Annotated in this window: 20 protein-coding genes; 7 read left to right on the top strand and 13 right to left on the bottom strand. The window is 40.3% G+C overall.

The annotated features are described in order from the left end of the window. Window positions 1-2 precede the first annotated feature (2 nt). Genes FEK29_RS09375 through FEK29_RS09350 form a run of 6 tightly spaced genes read left to right on the top strand, consistent with a single transcriptional unit; the run spans window position 3 to window position 5,225 of the window. Window positions 3-890 carry a 3-hydroxyacyl-CoA dehydrogenase family protein gene (locus FEK29_RS09375; RefSeq protein ID WP_138258165.1) on the top strand — a complete coding sequence of 296 codons (888 nt, stop codon included), beginning with the start codon at window positions 3-5 and terminating at the stop codon, window positions 888-890. A gap of 5 nt (window positions 891-895) precedes the next feature. Next, the gene (locus tag FEK29_RS09370) at window positions 896-1,555 is read left to right on the top strand and encodes a YggS family pyridoxal phosphate-dependent enzyme (protein ID WP_138258164.1); all 660 of its coding nucleotides are present in this window, start codon (window positions 896-898) and stop codon (window positions 1,553-1,555) included. 41 nt (window positions 1,556-1,596) lie between these two features. Beyond that, the gene (locus FEK29_RS09365) at window positions 1,597-2,958 is read left to right on the top strand and encodes an exonuclease domain-containing protein (RefSeq protein WP_138258163.1); all 1,362 of its coding nucleotides are present in this window, start codon (window positions 1,597-1,599) and stop codon (window positions 2,956-2,958) included. A 6-nt stretch (window positions 2,959-2,964) separates the two neighbouring features. After that, window positions 2,965-3,825, top strand: a complete 861-nt coding sequence (locus tag FEK29_RS09360) for an ion transporter (RefSeq protein WP_240042712.1) — start codon at window positions 2,965-2,967, stop codon at window positions 3,823-3,825. After that, a complete protein-coding gene (miaA, locus tag FEK29_RS09355; RefSeq protein WP_138258162.1) occupies window positions 3,818-4,738 on the top strand; it encodes a tRNA (adenosine(37)-N6)-dimethylallyltransferase MiaA in 921 nt (306 codons plus the stop codon). Before FEK29_RS09360 ends, miaA begins: the two co-directional genes overlap by 8 nt. Beyond that, window positions 4,731-5,225, top strand: coding sequence for a gluconokinase (locus tag FEK29_RS09350; RefSeq protein WP_138258161.1), 495 nt, complete (start codon window positions 4,731-4,733; stop codon window positions 5,223-5,225). Before miaA ends, FEK29_RS09350 begins: the two co-directional genes overlap by 8 nt. Window positions 5,226-5,276: 51 nt before the next feature. On the opposite strand, the gene FEK29_RS09345 is transcribed toward FEK29_RS09350, so the two are convergent. The 13 genes from FEK29_RS09345 to FEK29_RS09285 form a co-directional block, all read right to left on the bottom strand. Continuing rightward, window positions 5,277-5,990, bottom strand: coding sequence for a response regulator transcription factor (locus FEK29_RS09345; protein ID WP_138258160.1), 714 nt, complete (start codon window positions 5,988-5,990; stop codon window positions 5,277-5,279). Between the two features lie 5 nt (window positions 5,991-5,995). Then, on the bottom strand, window positions 5,996-7,576 hold the full coding sequence (locus tag FEK29_RS09340; RefSeq protein WP_138258159.1) for a sensor histidine kinase: 1,581 nt from the start codon (window positions 7,574-7,576) through the stop codon (window positions 5,996-5,998). 83 nt (window positions 7,577-7,659) lie between these two features. After that, window positions 7,660-8,244: a dephospho-CoA kinase gene (gene coaE, locus FEK29_RS09335; protein ID WP_138258158.1), complete on the bottom strand. Its 585-nt coding sequence runs from the start codon at window positions 8,242-8,244 to the stop codon at window positions 7,660-7,662. A gap of 80 nt (window positions 8,245-8,324) precedes the next feature. Next, window positions 8,325-9,284 carry a CdaR family protein gene (locus FEK29_RS09330; protein WP_138258157.1) on the bottom strand — a complete coding sequence of 320 codons (960 nt, stop codon included), beginning with the start codon at window positions 9,282-9,284 and terminating at the stop codon, window positions 8,325-8,327. 8 nt (window positions 9,285-9,292) lie between these two features. Beyond that, the gene (locus tag FEK29_RS09325) at window positions 9,293-10,297 is read right to left on the bottom strand and encodes a glycosyltransferase (RefSeq protein WP_138258156.1); all 1,005 of its coding nucleotides are present in this window, start codon (window positions 10,295-10,297) and stop codon (window positions 9,293-9,295) included. 136 nt (window positions 10,298-10,433) lie between these two features. Beyond that, window positions 10,434-11,240, bottom strand: coding sequence for an enoyl-ACP reductase FabI (locus tag FEK29_RS09320; RefSeq protein ID WP_138258155.1), 807 nt, complete (start codon window positions 11,238-11,240; stop codon window positions 10,434-10,436). Window positions 11,241-11,314: 74 nt separating this feature from the next. Beyond that, window positions 11,315-12,967, bottom strand: a complete 1,653-nt coding sequence (gene recN, locus FEK29_RS09315; protein WP_138258154.1) for a DNA repair protein RecN — start codon at window positions 12,965-12,967, stop codon at window positions 11,315-11,317. A 287-nt stretch (window positions 12,968-13,254) separates the two neighbouring features. Further along, window positions 13,255-14,142: a type IX secretion system protein PorD gene (porD, locus tag FEK29_RS09310; protein WP_138258153.1), complete on the bottom strand. Its 888-nt coding sequence runs from the start codon at window positions 14,140-14,142 to the stop codon at window positions 13,255-13,257. After that, window positions 14,135-15,340, bottom strand: a complete 1,206-nt coding sequence (coaBC, locus tag FEK29_RS09305) for a bifunctional phosphopantothenoylcysteine decarboxylase/phosphopantothenate--cysteine ligase CoaBC (RefSeq protein WP_138258152.1) — start codon at window positions 15,338-15,340, stop codon at window positions 14,135-14,137. The genes porD and coaBC overlap by 8 nt, the downstream gene beginning before the upstream one ends. A gap of 5 nt (window positions 15,341-15,345) precedes the next feature. Continuing rightward, window positions 15,346-15,678 carry a DNA-directed RNA polymerase subunit omega gene (locus tag FEK29_RS09300; protein WP_193554886.1) on the bottom strand — a complete coding sequence of 111 codons (333 nt, stop codon included), beginning with the start codon at window positions 15,676-15,678 and terminating at the stop codon, window positions 15,346-15,348. Between the two features lie 11 nt (window positions 15,679-15,689). Next, complete coding sequence (locus FEK29_RS09295; protein WP_240042711.1) at window positions 15,690-16,514, bottom strand: outer membrane protein assembly factor BamD; 825 nt, start codon at window positions 16,512-16,514, stop codon at window positions 15,690-15,692. 124 nt (window positions 16,515-16,638) lie between these two features. Beyond that, window positions 16,639-17,529: a 4-hydroxy-tetrahydrodipicolinate synthase gene (gene dapA, locus FEK29_RS09290; protein WP_138258150.1), complete on the bottom strand. Its 891-nt coding sequence runs from the start codon at window positions 17,527-17,529 to the stop codon at window positions 16,639-16,641. A 3-nt stretch (window positions 17,530-17,532) separates the two neighbouring features. Continuing rightward, entirely contained in the window at window positions 17,533-18,066 is a 534-nt protein-coding gene (locus FEK29_RS09285) for a DUF6913 domain-containing protein (RefSeq protein ID WP_138258149.1), read from the bottom strand. Between the two features lie 114 nt (window positions 18,067-18,180). On the opposite strand from FEK29_RS09285, the gene FEK29_RS09280 reads away from it, so the two are divergent. Next, window positions 18,181-18,897: a 5'-nucleotidase C-terminal domain-containing protein gene (locus tag FEK29_RS09280; protein WP_240042710.1), complete on the top strand. Its 717-nt coding sequence runs from the start codon at window positions 18,181-18,183 to the stop codon at window positions 18,895-18,897. Window positions 18,898-18,931: the final 34 nt, after the last annotated feature.

Raw genomic sequence — 18,931 nt, 5'->3', positions numbered from 1 at the left:
GAATGGAAAAAATTGCGGTGATAGGTGCTGGAACGATGGGTAACGGAATTGCCCATGTTTTTGCCCAAAATGGTTATAAGGTACAGTTAATCGACCTGAATGAAAATGCTCTTGAAAGGGGTATTGCCACCATTTCCAAGAATTTAGACCGAATGCTGGCCAAGGAAAAAATATCCGAAGTAGATAAACAAAATACTTTAGATAATATTGCTACATATACCGATTTGGAAAGCGAGGTAAAACAGGTGGATCTGGTCGTAGAGGCCGCCTCAGAGAAATTGGAAATCAAGCTGGATATTTTTAAAAAATTGGATGCCTTCTGCAAACCTGATGCTATCTTGGCAACCAATACATCCTCCATTTCCATTACCCAGATTGCTTCGGTGACCTCTAGGCCATCCCAGGTAATTGGGATGCATTTTATGAATCCAGTGCCCATTATGCAATTGGTGGAAATCATCCGTGGATATTCTACTTCGGACGAAACCACAAAACAGATTATGGAGCTTTCCAAGAAATTGGGAAAGACACCCACCGAAGTCAACGACTATCCCGGATTTGTGGCCAATAGGATTCTTATGCCTATGATAAACGAGGCCATAGAATCCCTACATCATGGGGTTGCCGGAGTGGTGGAAATAGATACGGTCATGAAATTGGGTATGGCCCACCCCATGGGTCCGTTGCAATTGGCAGATTTCATTGGGTTGGATGTTTGTTTATCCATTTTACAGGTGATGTACGACGGATTTAAAAATCCAAAATATGCACCTTCCCCCCTTTTGGTCAACATGGTTACCGCAGGAAAATTGGGTGTTAAGTCCAAGGAGGGTTTTTATGATTATTCAGAAAACACAAAAGCCGAAACCGTTTCAAATCAGTTTAAATAATATCCATGTCCATAGCCGAAAACCTTAGGTCCATCAAAAAAGAGATTCCTGAAAGCGTAACCTTGGTAGCGGTTTCCAAAACCAAACCGGTGTCGGATATTCTGGAGGCCTACCATAGCGGACATAAAATCTTCGGGGAGAACAAGGTGCAGGAAATGGTCCAAAAATGGGAGGAAATGCCCAAGGATATCCAATGGCATATGATCGGACACGTACAACGCAATAAGGTCAAATATATGGCGGAGTTCGTTTCCTTGATACATGGGGTTGACAGTATAAAATTATTATCCGAAATCGATAAACAGGCGAAAAAGCACAATCGGGTAATCCCCTGTCTTTTACAGGTACACATTGCCGAAGAAGATACCAAATTTGGTTTCGATGCCGATGAAATAACCGATTTGATTCACCATCCGGAATACAAAAAACTACAGAACATATCCGTTCAAGGATTGATGGGTATGGCCACATTTACGGATGACATGGAACAGGTTAGAAGGGAATTCAGGACCTTGAACAGGCTTTTTCGCGAATTGAAAAATACACTTCCCCAAATAGCCATTCTTTCCATGGGAATGAGCGGCGATTATACCGTTGCCATTGAAGAAGGAAGCACGATGGTACGCATTGGAAGTAGTATCTTTGGAAAACGGAATTACAAGTAAACGTGTTAGTGCAACGTTCAAAATAGGATTGAAATTATTTTATGTACGCCATACTGGATATAGAAACGACGGGAGGGAAATTCAATGAAGAGGGCATTACGGAAATCGCGATTCATAAATTCGATGGGCATAAAGTAACCGATTCTTTTATCAGCTTGATCAATCCCGAAAAGGAAATCCAGCCGTATGTGGTCAATTTAACGGGCATAAACAACAAAATGCTCCGCACCGCACCCAGGTTTCATGAGGTTGCCAAAAGAATCATCGAAATTACCGAGGATGCCGTACTAGTAGCACATAATGCTCAGTTCGACTATCGTATACTGAGAACGGAATTTCGTAGATTGGGTTATAACTACGAGCGAAAAAGCCTCTGCACGGTCGACTTGTCCAAAGTGCTTTTACCCGATGCCGAATCCTATAGTTTGGGTAAATTGGTTAGATCCCTGGGTATTCCGGTAAGTGACCGTCACCGGGCAAATGGAGATGCCCTGGCTACCGTAAAATTATTCAAGCTACTGCTGGCAAAGGATACGGGAAAGACCATAATCCAGGATGTCATTAGAAAAGAGGCGCATGGGGAACTCTCTGAAAAACAATTGGATATTGTCCAAAGCATGCCCAATAAGACCGGCGTTTTTTACATGCATAACAAGGATGGGGATATCATTTACTTGAGCAAAAGCACCGATATCAAAAAAAAGGTGAACCAACTATTTACCAAGGCTGGGGAACGGGCCAGAAAACTGACCAAGGATACCAGAAAGGTTACCTATGAAAAAACGGGCAGCGAATTGGTGGCACTGCTCAAAGAACATCAAGAACTATTAAAAAATAGGCCTAAATACAATTCCATGCCAAGAAAAAGAATGTTCTCCCATACGCTCTGTCTTTCAAAAAATGAATATGGGTATTTGGGATTAAAAACTGTCAAGGTAAATCAGTGTACGGACGCTTGGGGATTTTTCAACGGGGAATTCAGTGCCAAAAATCATTTGTTTAAGATTACTAGGGAATTCAACCTATGTGACAAAATCAATGGCATAAGTGAGGCCAGAGGTAACTGTGCCAACTATTTGGAAGGCAAATGCAAAGGTGCCTGTATTCAAAGGGAAGATGTTGAAACCTACAATGAACGGATTTTGGAAGCTCTGCAAAAATATTCGCTAAGGAATAAGGAAGTGGTGTTGGTGGATAAAGGTCGTGAGGTAGGTGAATATTCGGCCATTATGGTTCGGAAAGGTTCTTTGGTGGGTGTTGGTTATTACGACCTTAACCATCAAATAAATAATATTCATATCTTAGAAAATTTGATAACTCCAATGAACGGCACTCAAAACGCCAATTTCATTATTGAATCATATCTAAGAAAACGGAAAATATTGAAAACGATTTCCTTGTAAATACCATTGAACAAGAAGGGCGAAAATACCGATTGGAAACAGAAACTTCATGAAATCATTTATGAGGCAGATACCCCTATGGGCAAATGGTTTGATATTGTCCTTATTTTTGTCATACTCTTCAGTGTGCTGTTGATTATGTTGGAAAGTGTGAAGCAAATCGATGAGGAATATCATAGAACACTTCTTACCTTGGAATGGGTCGTCACCATTCTTTTCACCATAGAGTACATCGCAAGAATCATTTGCATACAAAAGCCCTTTAAGTATATTTTCAGTTTCTACGGCATCATCGATTTTTTATCCACGATTCCCTTATACCTTTCCTATGTGCTCGCGGGCTCCCAGGTTTTGTTGGCGGTGCGGGCATTTAGATTGTTGCGCGTATTTAGGATATTGAAATTGGTCCGTTTTCTTGGCGAAGCCTCACAATTGAAAAGTGCTTTGAGAGCAAGTAGCGCCAAGATTACGGTCTTTTTGTTTGCCGTTTTGATACTTTCCGTAATGTTGGGTACTTTGATGTATTTGGTAGAAGGCGACGAAGCTGGATTTACCAGCATCCCAATGAGTATTTATTGGACCATAGTTACTTTAACCACGGTAGGTTACGGAGATATTGCTCCCATAACCCCACAGGGTCAGTTCATAGCAACCGTTATTATGCTGCTGGGTTATGGTGTTATTGCCGTGCCAACGGGGATGGTAACCGTTGAATTTGGGAAACGGTCCAGGGCTTTAAAAACGGGCGAGGATAAAGTGGAAAAATTCGTCCATGTAAACACCCAAGCGTGTCCATCATGTTCCAAGGAAGGCCATAGGGACGATGCCAGCCATTGTTATAATTGCGGAAGTTTGCTGAATGAATAAAGTGCTCATTTCTGTAATTGGTCCCACGGCGATCGGAAAAACGCGATTGGCCATTTTATTGGCAAATCATTACAAAACGGAAATCATTTCCGCGGATTCCCGACAGTTTTTTAAGGAAATGTCAATAGGTACCGCTGTACCAAACCCTACCGAGCTTTCTAGTGCCGTTCATCATTTCATACAGCATAAAAGTATACTTGAACCCTATTCCGTGGGTGATTTTGAGAGGGATGCCCTAAACATGTTGAAGGGAATATTTCAAAAAAATCATGTGGCAATCATGGTGGGTGGTAGCGGTCTTTATGTGGATGCCGTCACCAAGGGACTGGATTCCTTTCCCCAAGTGGATAGTGCCATACGTGAAAAACTGAACAGGGAGCTAGCCGAAATAGGAATTGAAAGTTTACAATCCAGACTCAAGGAACTCGACCCCGATCACTATCAAAAAATGGATATTCAAAACCCCCATCGTATCATAAGGGCCTTGGAAATCTGTATTGGTACGGGAAAACCTTATTCCAGTTTTTTGAATAGGCCCAAAGACAAAAGAAACTTCAAAGTGGTATCCGTTGGTTTAATGGCCGACAGAAAAGTGGTCTATTATAGAATTAATGAAAGGGTGGATGGTATGATGCAGGACGGTCTGTTGGCAGAAGTGAAATCCCTCGTTGCATATAGCGAATTGAACGCACTGCAAACGGTAGGTTACAAAGAACTTTTTGAGTATTTAAATGGAAATTGGACCTTGGATTTTGCAGTTTCAGAAATCAAGAAAAATACGCGAAGATTTGCCAAGAGACAGATTACCTGGTTCAAAAAAACCGAGGATGTCCTGTGGTTGGATTTTGATAATACTGCAGATAAAATGATTACCAAAGTTGATAGGAAGGTCAAAGAATTACAAAATGAATGAGACAAAAATTATTTTCGTAATGGGTGTTTCCGGTTGTGGAAAATCGACCGTTGGAAACCTTTTGGCCAAGAAATTGGGTTATGCCTTTTTTGATGGTGACAATTACCATCCCCAAGCGAACATAGATAAGATGAGCAAAGGGATTCCCTTAGATGATAATGATAGAAAAGGTTGGTTGGAAACATTGAATGAATTGGGGATAAAACATCGGGAACAGGGGGCCGTAATCGTATGTTCTGCACTAAAAGCAACCTATAGGGAAATGCTAAGGAATGGGTTGGAAGAAGTGGCTGTTTTTCTATTTCTAAAGGGTACTTTGGAGCAAATTAGTTATCGGCTTAGTTTAAGAAAGGGGCATTTTATGCCCAAGGAATTGTTGCAATCTCAATTTGAAACTTTGGAGGAGCCAGAAAACGCACTTGTAGTAGCAATAGATCATTCTCCAGAAGAAATTGTAAATCAGGTTCTTCATCTTCTTTCAAATTAAAAAAGCACCCTAGTGAGGTGCTTTTTTGTTCTTATAATTGTTAGGACACGATTATTCGTCCTCATTTTTTATGACCAACCGGAAGCCCTCGCCATGGATGTTCAAAATTTCAACATTTTCATCTCGTTTTAGGTATTTTCTAAGTTTGGCGATATACACGTCCATACTTCTGGAAGTAAAGTAATTGTCATCTCTCCAGATTTTGGTCAGTGCCAATTCCCTAGGCATCAGATCATTTTCATGGAGAGCCAAAAGCCGTAACAGCTCGTTCTCCTTTGGGGACAATTTTATAGCTTCCTCTTCCTTGTACTTTAAAAAACGAAGTTTTGAATTGAGATGGAAACCGCCAATTTCAAATTCGAACTTTTTACTATCGGCAAGGCTGCTGGATGCTTTTCTTTGAAGTATGGCCTTTATTTTCATCAATAGCACCTCAGAGTCAAAAGGTTTGTTCAGATAATCATCGGCACCCGCCTTATAACCTTTTAGGACATCCTCCTTCATGGTTTTCGCCGTTAAAAAAACTATGGGAACGTTCTCGTTCTTTTCCCTTATTTCTTTAGCCAAGGTAAACCCATCCTTATAGGGCATCATAACATCCAAAATGCAGATGTCATAGTTGTCCTTCTTAAACTTTTCAAATCCCTCCATACCATTTTTGGCCAAGGTTACATCAAAGTCGTTCATGGACAAATAGTCCTTAAGGACAATACCAAAGTTTGGATCGTCTTCTACTAAAAGTATTTTCTTATTTACTGTTTCCATAATTTTTAAATTAAAGGCAGTTTAATGTAGAAAGTGCTTCCTTTGTCTTTTTCACTTTCCGCATATACTTCCCCTTGATGATCATCTACTATTTTTTTTACATAGGCCAGTCCTAATCCATGACCCTTAACATTGTGAATATCCCCAGTGTGTTCTCTATAAAATTTTTCAAATACCCGTTTTAATACGGCCTTGCTCATCCCTGCTCCTTGATCCTGCACTTTAATAAGAATACTATTCTTGACTACTTCTGTATATACATCTATTTTTGGCGAATCATTTGAATATTTTATGGCATTATCCAAAATATTTACAATAACATTGGTAAAATGCATCTCATTTGCCAAAACTTCTGAACGGTGTGCATCCAAATGGGTTTCAATATAACCCCCTCTATCCTGAACGATAAGTTCAACATGTGTAATTGCATCGTTAATTATATCATGCGCATCTACTCTATCCTTACTGATATCCAATTGATTTTTTTCCAATTTGGAGATACGAAGTACATTTTCAACTTGAGCGTGCATACGTTTGTTCTCGTCCCTGATCATTTGTAAATAGCGGGAAACTTTTTCCTGGTCACCTATGATTTTTGGATTTCGAATCGCTTCAACTGCAAGATTGATAGTTGCAATGGGCGTCTTGAACTCATGCGTCATGTTGTTGATGAAATCTGATTTTATCTCGGATATCTGTTTTTGCCTGATCAACTGGTATATCGCCCCTGAATATGCAATGACGATTATTAGTGTAAAAAGGAGTGACAAAAGTGCCAATCCCAAAATGGACTGGACCAAAAAGCGCTTCTTTTTTGGAAATGAAACCAACAAGTCAAAGTTGGAAATACCGTCAAAATCCGTAAATAGGGGTGACTTATAGATATTCACTTCTGAATATTTGAATTTTCTGGATTTCAACTTGGTCGGCAGACCATTGCTATATACACCATATTCAAAAGCTATATCCACTCCCCTATCAGCTAATTCCCGCTGTACCAATAACTCAATTTCCTGTTTGGATACGCGCTTGTGAATGGGAACCCTTTTGGCGTAGTTCGTAAAAAGATCTTCAACGGCATATTTGTCTATATCCCTCAAACCACCTATTTTTTCCAATCTTTGGATAGGTGTAAGCCGATATCCTTTTCCATCTATATTTAAATCTTCCCTAAAGATAGAAGTAGTACGCTTGCTTGTATAGTTTTTGATGAAAGTGGTATCGCCCACTTCTCCATTATCAAAGAACGTTGAGGAAATTCCATAGTCCTCCTCCAGGATACCATGCTCATACAACAATATCTCATTGGAATTGACATCCCTATCAATGAAAAAGAAATTTCTGAAATGGGTTTCCTTCAATTCCCCGATACTATCCTTAGCATAAAGATATCTATCGTAATAATTTTTTTTCTCCCGCTCCTCTATTTGATTGGTAACACTGTTTAAAGCCTCGGAAACAACATTTGAAAACTGTTCTTCCTTGTTCTCGACGGATTTTTTTATCCAAATACTTTGAATGAAAATCAACCCAATGAGAGAAAGGCTCATTAGAACTACCAAGAGAACAAATAACCTCTTATTCATTATAATGTTAAAATTAATTATTTACAGGGAAGCCCTAAGTACGTTTAACCAAACCTTAACACAAATGTTAAAATTTGCAGTCCTTAGTAAAAATCAAGGATTCGAGAATGAATCTCATCCACTTTTGCACTAGTTTTTTCTAGGTTAACATTTTCAATGACATAATCCGCTAAGGGCAACTTTTTTGAATCCTCCAACTGATTGTTCATTCGGGCCAAGATCTCCTCACGTGTCGCGTTGTCCCGTTCCAAAAGCCGTTTTATGCGTACTTCCATAGGGGCAGTGACCAAAATAACCTTATCATATAAACCCTGGGCGTCATTTTCAAACAACAATGCAGTTTCTTGAATTACATATGGGGCATTTTGAGTTTCACTCCATTTAACAAAATGTTTCCGAACGACAGGATGCACAATTTTGTTTAACCTTTTCAATAATTTGGGGTCGTTAAAGACCGACTTTGCTATATATGAACGGTTCAATTTGCCATCTTGATAGGCCGTTTCCCCAAACAAGTCTACCAATTTTTTTCTAATGGTTTTGGAGGTATGCATAAGTTTTTTGGCCTCCAAATCAGAATTATAAATAGGCACACCCAATTCTTCAAACATCTTTGCTACGGTAGTTTTTCCACTACCAATGCCTCCGGTAAGGCCAATTATTTTCATCTGTTTAAAAGCGTTTAAAAAATTTTAGATGCCACAAAAAGTAATAAATTAAAAATAGTTTCCTCTTTATAAGTCAGGTATTATTCCTTCTTTAAAATAAATTCAACTTCCTGGGGTCTTAGGATGGCACTATTGATATTTTCCGGTTTTTCCCGGAGCACCACGGGCAACATATTTTGGTTATTTTCCTCGATTTTTTCATAATCTGCCAAAACCAGAAAATCCTCTGAGGAAATCTTTTTGAGCACTTCCAAGGGTGCTTGGCAAACGACCTGAACGACATCAGGGAACATACGGACCTGAACGCTATCCGGTAGGTTCAACATAGTGACCGGAACTTCAAAAACCTGTTCTGAAAATTTGTAAATCTTCCCAGAAATTGTCACTATAGAAGGCTCAAAATTGGTCTTGGTCAATTCCCGGGATTTAACCAACGTAATTTTCTTTGTAAAATCAGTAGTTAGGTTCAATAGTTCCGTATAGGAGGTAGAAACGGACGAAATAGTATCAATTTGGGGTTTTGGGCCGTTGACAACAATGGTTTTGGGTTCAATTACCAAAGAGTCCATAAGTGTGTGGTTCTTGGCAAATGTAATGTTGAGCTTTGGTAAAACAGGAACTTCCTTGGATTCAAGTGTAGTCAATTTCACAAAAATCGTGTCGTTGTCCATATCCAGCAGTTCCATGTTGTTGGATAGTTGATCTCGTACTTGCTTTCTGTAAACGGATGGAGGTATGTAAAAGCGATCCGACTTCTTTTGTATGTCCGATAAATTGATCTGGATGCTCTTTTTTCTGATGCCAAACCCAATAAATTGAAAGCCTACCGCACGTAACCGAACCCGTAGTTCACTTCTAGGATTTTCTAATAAGAGATACTCTGGTGGAACATTTACATAGTTCAATTCAAAAGAGGTTGTACCTACAAACGTTTGGGCAAGATTGTTTACCAACCATGCCAAAAAGGAGAAAAATAAAAAGACCAAAAATACCTTGACCTTACGCTTTTTTAATCCAGTCTTTATTCGCTCTATGATCACAACCTATCCTAAGTTCTAAAAAATAATTTCGGAAAAATTTCCTCCGGTGTCCTACTACTAAATGTAGTATAAAAAGTAGACTTCAAAAAACCAAAACCATAGCCGCCAAATTGCACCAACGTAGCGAAAACAGCCATACTGCCCACTTTTAAGCTTTTAGTGCTAACAGTAGCATCCATAAACAAGACCAGAAAGTAAATCAAAACGCAAATTAAAGGAGCCTTAAAACCCAAAAAAGCGAATCCAATAGATGTTAAGAGGAATAAAATAAACAATGTGGGAAACCAATAGGTCAATTTTGCCGTTGTTGGGTGCCACTTGTTAAGTATGGGGCGTACCATTCCAAATTTCCTGACCTGTATGTAAAATTTGTTCCAGTCTATCCTTCTTTTATGGTATACAAAGGCTTCGGGTATCAATTTTGTCTCATAACCCTTTTCCCAGATACGAATCGTCAAATCTGGGTCTTCGCCGGGATGGATATTCCCATAACCGCCAGTAGCTTCAAATGCTTCCTTTGAAATGCCCATATTAAAACTTCTGGGCTGGAATTTATTTACGGCATCCCTTCTTCCGCGGATTCCGCCTGTGGTCAAAAAGGAGGTCATGGCATAATTGATTGCCTTTTGCACATCACTAAAGGAGGAGTGTGCCGCATCAGGGCCGCCATAGCAATGTACAAATTCCTGGGTTAGGCTTTTTTCAGCCTCCTCCAAATATTGTGGCGGTAGAATGCAATCGGAATCCAGGACAATGAAATAGTTCCCCTTGGCCTTTTTCATACCATAATTACGGGAATCCCCTGGGCCAGAATTTGGTTTTTGAAAATAGGATATATTGAGTTGTCCCTCATAACTTGCAACAACCTCTTTTGAGGGAACTGTGGAACCATCTTCAATAACCACAACTTCAAATTCCTTGGGATAGGTCTGTTTTAAAAGACTCTCCAAAAGTTCCTCTATTTCGCTGGGCCTGTTATATACCGGGATTATAAACGAAAATGATAAATTCATTTCAAATTTTCATCTGTTTATTTTTATTGTTTTTAACAGATTTGATGTAATTCAAAATACCCATCTTACTGGATATCAATATATTATATGCTCATTTCACACAATTAAAATCCCCGATAATCCTCGGAAAATCTTGTTAGAATTTATCTATCACCTCCTGACTAACGCCTGTATTGGAGAATCCGCCATCATGAAAAAGATTCTGCATGGTCACTTTTCTTGTTAGGTCTGAGAATAAGGTTAGGGTATAGTCTGCACAATCTTGGGCAGTGGCATTCCCCAAAGGCGACATTTTTTCCGCGTAATTAATAAAGCCATCAAAGCCCTTGATACCCTGACCGGCAGTGGTTGCAGTTGGGGATTGGGAAATAGTATTGACCCGAACCTTCTTTTCCTTACCGAAGAAATAACCAAAACTACGGGCTACGGATTCCAGATAGGCTTTATTATCGGCCATATCATTATAGTCTGGAAAAGTTCGCTGTGCGGCCATATATGTTAAGGCAACAATACTGCCCCATTCGTTCATTGCATCGTTCTTGTATAAGGATTGCATTACTTTATGAAAGGATAGCGCGGAAACATCCCAGCCTTTTGCCGTAAAATCATAGTTTTCATCGGTATAGGCCCTTCCCTTTCGCACATTCACTGACATCCCTATAGAATGTAGTACAAAATCCAACTTGCCCCCCAAAATTTCCATCGACTTGGTCACTAAATTGGACAAATCTTCCTCGTTCGTGGCATCGGCGGGAATAATTTCGGAACCCGTCTTTTCGGCCAACTCCTTGATCTGCCCCATTCGCATCGCTATGGGAGCATTGGTTAGGACAAATGTTCCACCTTCCTCATGTACACGTTCCGCCGTTTTCCATGCGATTGAATTGGCATCCAAAGCGCCAAAAATGATTCCCTTTTTTCCTTTCAATAGATTATAGGCCATGTTCGTTGGTTCTTTCAGTTGTTAATTTTTCAAAGATATTTAAAATATACCAATCCGATTTTACCCCTTCGGATTTAATTTAGCAATTGCCGGGCATGCGCCAAGGCGGAATCAGATAGTTCGTTGCCTCCTAGCATTTGGGCGAGTTCCACTACTCTTTCATCATTGGACAGTTTGCGCATGTTGGTACTGGTTCCATCGGTCGTATCGGTCTTAAATACTTTAAAATGGTGATTGCCCTTGGATGCGACCTGTGGCAGGTGCGTAATGGTAAATACCTGCATATCCTTGCTCATTTCCTTCATGATGTCCGCCATACGGTTCGATATTTCCCCGGATACGCCCGTGTCAATTTCATCGAACATGATGGTGGGCAATTTTTCGTATTTCGCCAAAATGGCCTTTATGACCAACATGATCCTGGAAAGTTCACCGCCCGATGCCACTTTTTTAAGTTCGCCATAATCACTTCCTTTATTGGCCGTGAACAAAAAAGATAGCTCGTCCATGCCGTTGGTCCTAAACGCATCCGTACTTTCCAGTTGGATTCTGAAGGAAGCACTGGGCATTCCCAAGTGGGCCAAATCCGATTCCAACTGGTTTTTTAAATCAGGTATGATGGCATTCCTGCGTTCCCTTAATACCAGTGCCTGCTCCTCCAATGAGGATTCCAAGTCTTGGAGTTCCCTCCTTTTGATGGATATCTTTTCATCCACATGGGCGGTTTCAAAGGCTTTTTGGGAAAGTTCCTCCCTTATTTTAATCAATTCCGATATTTCAGAAACCCCGTGTTTTTTCTGTAGATTGTACAGTAACTGCAATTTGGTGTTGGTCTGTTCCAAAAGCTCCGGATTGGACTCTACACCATCCTGAAAAGCCTGCAGCTCCGCATTTATGTCATCCATTTCAATATAAATAGATTGGATGCGCTCGTGTAGGTTTTCATATTGCTTCCCAAAACCGGACAGTCGGGAGAGAGTGCTTTTTAAGTCGGACAAGAGTGTTGTTAGTCCGATCTGTTCGTCGTTCATCAATTGGTCGCCCTTGGAAAGTTCCTCCATGATCAATTCAACATTGTTCAATTGCTCGTATTGCTCTTCCAATTCTTCCAAAATACCTTCCTTTAAGGGCGCCGCTTCCAGTTCAGTCAATAAAAAATCATTATAGTCCTGTTCCTTTAGGGCGTTATTTTGAAACTCGATAAGTTCCTCAAGTGCCGATTTTGTGGATGTATAGGAAGACAACGTCTTTCTAAATTCATGGAGTCCAGACTTATTGTCCGCCAAGGCGTCAATCAATTTTAATTGAAAATCGATCTCGGTCAATCGCAACGTTTGATGTTGGGAATGGATGTCTATGAGTCGGTCACCCAATTGGGACAGCACATCCAAGGTTACCGGGGTATCGTTAATGAATGCCCTCGATTTGCCACTGGGGAGAATTTCCCTTCGAATTACCGAACTATCCTCATAATCCAAATCATTCTCCTTAAAAAACGATTGGAGACCATAGTTCTTAATCTGGAAATAGGCTTCTATAACGCACTTGCGTTCTTTGTCCCTCAGAGAAGACAGATCCGCCCGCTTTCCCAATACCAAGGAAAGACCTCCCAAAAAAATGGATTTTCCGGCACCCGTTTCACCGGTGATAATGGTAAAACCAGCATCCAAACCGACTTCTAGACTATCGATCAGTGCGTAATTGTCAATGGAAAGATTGGTCAGCAAATCCTTGAATTTTTAGAAAATCAAAGGTAATCTATTTAGGGTATCAAAATCAAATTCAAGAACAAGTTCAAGTTCAAAACGAAAAGTCAAAAGTTAAAAGTGGAAAATATTAAATTTTAGTGCGAATAGCGCTTTTCGTTCAGCGGACAGTGAAAAACGAAAAATAATTAGCTATTTGTTGGAAAAATGAATTAAAAATTCAAATTCCAAATGTCTGTTGCGCTATTAATCTAGTAGCGATTAGCGTTGTGCGTACAGCGAACAGCAAATGGCCAAAAGCCAAAAAATCAATACTTAATTTCATTCCAAGTGCTGGAATACAGGGGGGCAATTTTGTTGAGGGTCTCCTTTAGTTTTACAATATCCACCTTGGGACCATCGGAGAAGATATTCTGGATTTCCTCTGACTTGGCATCAAAAAAGGTCTGAATCAGAAAAGCATTGGGCCTTCTATTTATCATGGTCTGGAACAGGTTCATGGTACCTGCAATGATTTGCTTTCCAGTGCTGTTGTTATCGGCCAAAATATCCAAACCTTTTCTATGATAGTTGTACATCGCCACGCGATATTCTTTATACGTATTGGATAGTAAATTGTCCACCAATTCAAATCTGCTACGATCCGTTGTTTGTGTCCAACCACTATAATTACTACCTTGGGCTTGCGTTACGATACTTTGGGCCTTTCGATAGAAATCGGTACCGCCTTCCAAGGAAAACGTATCCGCATCAAGTCCCAAAATAATATAGACATAATAAGCGACCACGGCCACTAAGTTGGATTCGAATACATTTTCATTAAAGACCAAAGGTTGGAATTCTATGTATTGAAAGTTGAACTGGTTGTCCTTATAATTGAAGACCGGGCTTTCATAGGAAGTGTTGTAGACCGGTCGTGAGGATTGGATTTGGATGTTACCACTAAATCGGTCCGATTCATAGTCCGTAATCGTTATGAACATTTGGGCATTTACCCGTTCATTTTCCTTATAAACTCTGTTCGTCCACTTGTTTTTATTGACGAAATCACTCAAGGAGCGTTCCAAGGTCTTGAAAATTTGTTGGTTGGTTTGTGAAACCTGATCCGAATTTATAGTCACCGTACAATTCAATTCCTGCGCATGAAGCGATAAAATACCTAGAAAAATTAACAGGATCGATAACAACTTACGCATAGCGTCTTTTTATGATTTCGTTCAGGATATCCTTGGCTACTGCAGCCTTAGTTTTTAATTCAAACGTTTGGATCTCCAAATTGGTATCTATAAAGCTAATTTTGTTGGTGGTGCCTCCAAATCCGGCTCCCTGATCGTTCATGGAGTTCAAAACGATGGCATCCAAATTCTTACGTTTGAGCTTCGATTTTGCATTTTCCAGTTCGTTTTCCGTTTCCAAGGCGAAACCGACCAGAAATTGAGATTTTTTTTCTTGACCGAAGGAATACAAAATATCCCTGTTTTTAACAAGGTCAATTTGCAATTCGGCATCGGATTTTTTTATTTTTTTGGCCGATTTGACTTTCGGCTTGTAGTCGGCCACAGCGGCCGCACAAATGACAATGTCAGAATCGGCGAAATGCCTGTGGGCCTTTTCATACATCTCATCGGCGGAGACAACCCGAATCAAATGTATGCTTTCATTGGCTGCTTCATATTTTGAAGGTCCGGATACCAAAAAGACTTCTGCACCTAGATCTGATGCAGCCTTCGCCAATTCAAACCCCATCAATCCGGAAGAATGATTTCCAATGAAACGCACGGGATCAATGGCTTCGTAGGTAGGCCCAGCGGTAATCAATACCTTTTTATTCTTTAAGGGAAGCCCGGCGGACAAATAATTGGATAGAAACTGTACGATAGCCTCGGGCTCCGCCATCCTTCCTTCTCCATGCAGTCCACTGGCCAATTCACCGGAAGCCGCAGGAATCATCAAATTTCCAAAAGACTCCAGTGCCTCGAAAGACTTTTTTGTAGTAGGATGTTGGTACATGTCCAAATCCATCGCAGGAGCAAAAAAAACGGGGCATTTTGCCGATAGGTAACATGCCAAAAGGATATTGTCTGCAGCCCCGCTTGCCATTTTTGAAAGCGTGTTGGCGGTTGCGGGGGCTATAAGCATGATATCCGCCCAGAGTCCCAATTCCACGTGGTTGTTCCAATCGGTCGTATTGTTTTCTGTCTTGACGAAATTGGAAACTACGGGATTTTTTGAGAGCGTGGCAAGGGTCAACGGGGATACAAAGCAACTGGCGCTTTCGGTAAGAACGATTTTAACCTTAGCGCCAGCTTTTATCAATAAACGTACTAGAAAGGTCGTCTTATAGGCAGCTATCCCTCCGGTTATGCCTAAGAGGATGTTTTTGCCTTCCAACATATTTTCTATACGTCTTTCTCCGTATTTCTGTGGTAAATTTTATCATTCAACCACTCTTCTACTGCTAAGGCGTGTGGTTTGGGAAGCTTTTCGTAGAATTTGGAAACTTCTATTTGTTCCTTGTTCTCAAAAACCTCTTCCAGGCTATCACTATAGGTGGCGAACTCCTCCAATTTCTCGAGCAATTCTTTCTTAATTTCGGAATTGATCTGTACGGCACGCTTAGAAGCAATGGAAATTGCCTCGTAAATATTGTTGGTAGGGGCATCAAACTCATTTCGGTTAATGGTCACCGTTGATACAGGCGCTTTTGAGTTTTTTAAATCGTTCATGTTCATACTAAAACTAATTATTTTGATTCTTCTATGGTGTTGAATTTCTGTAATTCGTTATTGATCCGCTTCAAGAGCTCAGCAGATTCCTTTTCATATTTTGTACTTGGAAATTGTTTCATCAACGTTTTATATGCTTCCATAGCTTCAGTAAGTCGCTCCTCCTGAAGGCTTTCAAAACTATTGATGGCCAAATGTGTTAGGGCATCTACTTTAATAAAATAGGCGTCCTCCCTGTAAATGGAACCAGGAAAATCCGAAATAAAGTTATCGCTTGCAGCAATGGCAGATTTCAACATATCGTAATTAAATTCCCCAAGCTTGTTATATTGCTTGAGAATCTCAAACGCTTTTTTCTCCTTTTTTCGTGTGAGCTCCTGGGCCATGGCATTGGCATCGTCAAAGAATTCCGACTCTGGATACGTGTTAATAAAGTTCTGTAATTTTAAAAGCGCCTTGTCCGTATCGGTCTGGTCCAAGGAATAGGTGGGGGAAAGCTCATAGTAACTTTTGGCACCTAAAAACGATGCTTCGGTAATTTTATCGCTTTTTGGATACGATTTTATAAACCGCTCAAATTGATATCCGGCCATGTTATAATCCCCGCGCTCAAAATAACTGTTCGCCAAAAAGAACATTACCCGCTCACCTTGGGGTTTGCCTACGTATTTAGGCGCAATCTGCTCTAAAAGCCTATTTGCCCGCTTAAAGTCCTTTGCATCGTAGAATTTTTCGGCAAGGTCGTATTTTGCCTTCAAATCCTCGTTCTTGAGCACTTTTTGGTACTCGCTACAGGATTGAAAAACAACCAACAGCAGACCAAAAGCAATAAATTTTCTCATTTTGAAAAACATTTTGCAAAATTAGTGATTATCAACGGATTTAAAAAACATTTTTAATCCGCTAAAAATAGGACCGTTATTGGATAAACCCGTCGTATTTGGCATGGATTTAACGCCGATGGGGTTATGCCGGAATCTTGGTAAGGGAAGCTATAAAATCGGCTATTTTATTCTTTAGACCTGAAGATGCTTCCAATAGTGGCAACCGTACCGATGCCCTGCACATACCCAGAATCTCAAAAATTGCCTTTATACCGGCAGGATTGCCTTCCTCAAAAATAAGGCCCATCCCTTCTTGCATCATGTAGTGCAATTCATAGGCCTCGTCACTGTTGCCATCCATTCCAAGACCTACCATTTGTGAAAATACGGAGGGCAAACCTTGACCTATAACGGAAATGACACCTTCTCCACCGGCCAAAATAGTGGGCAAAGCGGTAATATCATCCCCAGAAAGCACCAAGAAGCCTTTAGGTCTTTGTTCAATCAATTCCATTACTTGTACCATATTTCCACAGGCCTCCTTTATGGCAACGATATTTTCAAAATCCCGTGCCAACCTGAGCGTAGTACTTGGCAACATATTGCTTCCAGTCCTACCCGGCACGTTATAAAGAATTATAGGTAAGGGAGAAGCTTCGGCCAAAGCCTTATAATGTTGATAAATTCCTTCCTGAGTCGGTTTGTTGTAGTAGGGCGAAACGGAAAGTACCGCATCAAAATGGCTAAGGTCCGTGGTTTGGAGTTCTTCTACCAAAGCAGCGGTATTGTTCCCCCCTATACCTATTACCAATGGAAGCCTACCCTCGTTTGCCTCGATTATGGTATCCTTGACCAATTGCTTTTCGCGTTTGGAAAGGGTGACAGATTCTGCCGTGGTACCCAAAACCACAAGGTAGTCCACACCTCCTTCAATAGTAAAGGAAACTATTTCTTTCAAGGCTTCCACATCTATAGAACCCGACGCCGTAAACGGGGTTATCAACGCCACACCTGTTCCCTTTAACTTTTCCATACACTATATTTCTTTAAAAACGCCTAAATACTTTTTCAATTCCAGTTTGAACGTTTTAAAATCGGACATTGGGGTGTTCATTATCAGGTCGTTGTAATCCGGTCCCACAGTTCCGAATCCTACTTTGATCCTTGCTTTGGTCTTGATGGACATCAAATTCAGCAACAGGTTGTTTTCATCATAATAGTTCACCAATAGATCGTATTCCCTGTTCAAGAACTCCAACGCATAACTGTTTTCGATTTCGCCGTTCCAACCCAAGTCTTTATCCGAAAATATCGGGGTGGAATACGGAGAATTCTTGTCATAGTAGCTTTTATAGCCTATGATTTTCACCGCATTCGGCCTTAAGGAAAAATCATCCAAAAACTGATAGAACACATCGGTCTTATCGAATTTGTCCAAATCCACAATACAACCCAAAGAACTTATCCCCTTTTCACGGGTACTTACGTATCCCGGTTTTTCGAGCTCCTGTTTGATAAATTTAAGTCCGAATTTCTGTTTAAACCTGTCCTTAATTCCTTTTAAAAACATGTATTTTTACATTTCTACAAATGTAAATAATATCCGTTCAACTGTATGACGAAGTTAAAACACTTTGGTTGTTTAAAAATAAAACATTTTGTTTTATTTATAACATTTATGGGAATGATAGCCTGCCGTCAATCTCAGGACAGACTCATTAATATTGAAGGAAAACAACTGATTGTAGATAGTACCTATGCGGTTGTGGATTCAATTTCCAATTTTATTCTGCCCTACCATAATCATGTAGAAAAAATGTTGGACAGTACATTGGCATATGCTTCTTTGGACATTTCCAAAACGGACGGAATTTACAATACCACGGCCGGTAACCTTATGGCGGATATCATTTTGGAGCAAGCGGCTCCTATATTTAAAAGCAGAACGGGAAAGGATTTGGATTTTGTATTATTAAACCATGGAGGTATCCGATCCAGTATTTCCAAGGGAAAGGTCTCTGCCCGAACGGCCTTTGAGGTGATGCCCTTTGAAAACAATACGGTGGTAGTGGAATTGAAAGGGCAATCCGTAAAAGAAATGCTGACCTATCTTATTAGGTCCAAAAGAGCACACCCAATTGCAGGTATTCAGTTGGTTTTGGACAAGGACGATAGTATCAAATCCTTAACCATTCAGGGGGTACCTTTTGATGAGAAGAAAAGTTATTATGTGGCTACTTCCGACTATCTGGTCTCCGGCGGTGATGATATGTTTTTTTTTAAAGACGCCTTGAAGGTGACGGACATTGATTATAAAATTAGAAATGCCTTGATCGATTATTTTACAAAAGTGGATACGCTTGCGCCAATAGTTGATCTGAGATATTACAAGATTGAATAAGTGGGGCAATTGGCTTTAAGCCATCGGTTCGACG

Source organism: Maribacter aurantiacus (assembly GCF_005780245.1).
Classification (GTDB): Bacteria; Bacteroidota; Bacteroidia; order Flavobacteriales; family Flavobacteriaceae; genus Maribacter; species Maribacter flavus.
The sequence above is the reverse complement of the archived record's forward strand: the minus strand, read 5'-3'. Positions and strand labels throughout refer to the sequence as shown.

Coding starts and splice junctions, on each gene's coding strand:
- FEK29_RS09375 (WP_138258165.1), top strand. CDS start 3: ATGGAAAAAATTGCGGTGATAGGTGCTGGAACGATGGGTAACGGAATT.
- FEK29_RS09370 (WP_138258164.1), top strand. CDS start 896: ATGTCCATAGCCGAAAACCTTAGGTCCATCAAAAAAGAGATTCCTGAA.
- FEK29_RS09365 (WP_138258163.1), top strand. CDS start 1,597: ATGTACGCCATACTGGATATAGAAACGACGGGAGGGAAATTCAATGAA.
- miaA (WP_138258162.1), top strand. CDS start 3,818: ATGAATAAAGTGCTCATTTCTGTAATTGGTCCCACGGCGATCGGAAAA.
- FEK29_RS09350 (WP_138258161.1), top strand. CDS start 4,731: ATGAATGAGACAAAAATTATTTTCGTAATGGGTGTTTCCGGTTGTGGA.
- FEK29_RS09345 (WP_138258160.1), bottom strand. CDS start 5,990: ATGGAAACAGTAAATAAGAAAATACTTTTAGTAGAAGACGATCCAAAC.
- FEK29_RS09340 (WP_138258159.1), bottom strand. CDS start 7,576: ATGAATAAGAGGTTATTTGTTCTCTTGGTAGTTCTAATGAGCCTTTCT.
- coaE (WP_138258158.1), bottom strand. CDS start 8,244: ATGAAAATAATTGGCCTTACCGGAGGCATTGGTAGTGGAAAAACTACC.
- FEK29_RS09325 (WP_138258156.1), bottom strand. CDS start 10,297: ATGAATTTATCATTTTCGTTTATAATCCCGGTATATAACAGGCCCAGC.
- FEK29_RS09320 (WP_138258155.1), bottom strand. CDS start 11,240: ATGGCCTATAATCTATTGAAAGGAAAAAAGGGAATCATTTTTGGCGCT.
- porD (WP_138258153.1), bottom strand. CDS start 14,142: ATGCGTAAGTTGTTATCGATCCTGTTAATTTTTCTAGGTATTTTATCG.
- coaBC (WP_138258152.1), bottom strand. CDS start 15,340: ATGTTGGAAGGCAAAAACATCCTCTTAGGCATAACCGGAGGGATAGCT.
- FEK29_RS09300 (WP_193554886.1), bottom strand. CDS start 15,678: ATGAACATGAACGATTTAAAAAACTCAAAAGCGCCTGTATCAACGGTG.
- FEK29_RS09295 (WP_240042711.1), bottom strand. CDS start 16,514: ATGAGAAAATTTATTGCTTTTGGTCTGCTGTTGGTTGTTTTTCAATCC.
- dapA (WP_138258150.1), bottom strand. CDS start 17,529: ATGGAAAAGTTAAAGGGAACAGGTGTGGCGTTGATAACCCCGTTTACG.
- FEK29_RS09285 (WP_138258149.1), bottom strand. CDS start 18,066: ATGTTTTTAAAAGGAATTAAGGACAGGTTTAAACAGAAATTCGGACTT.
- FEK29_RS09280 (WP_240042710.1), top strand. CDS start 18,181: ATGATAGCCTGCCGTCAATCTCAGGACAGACTCATTAATATTGAAGGA.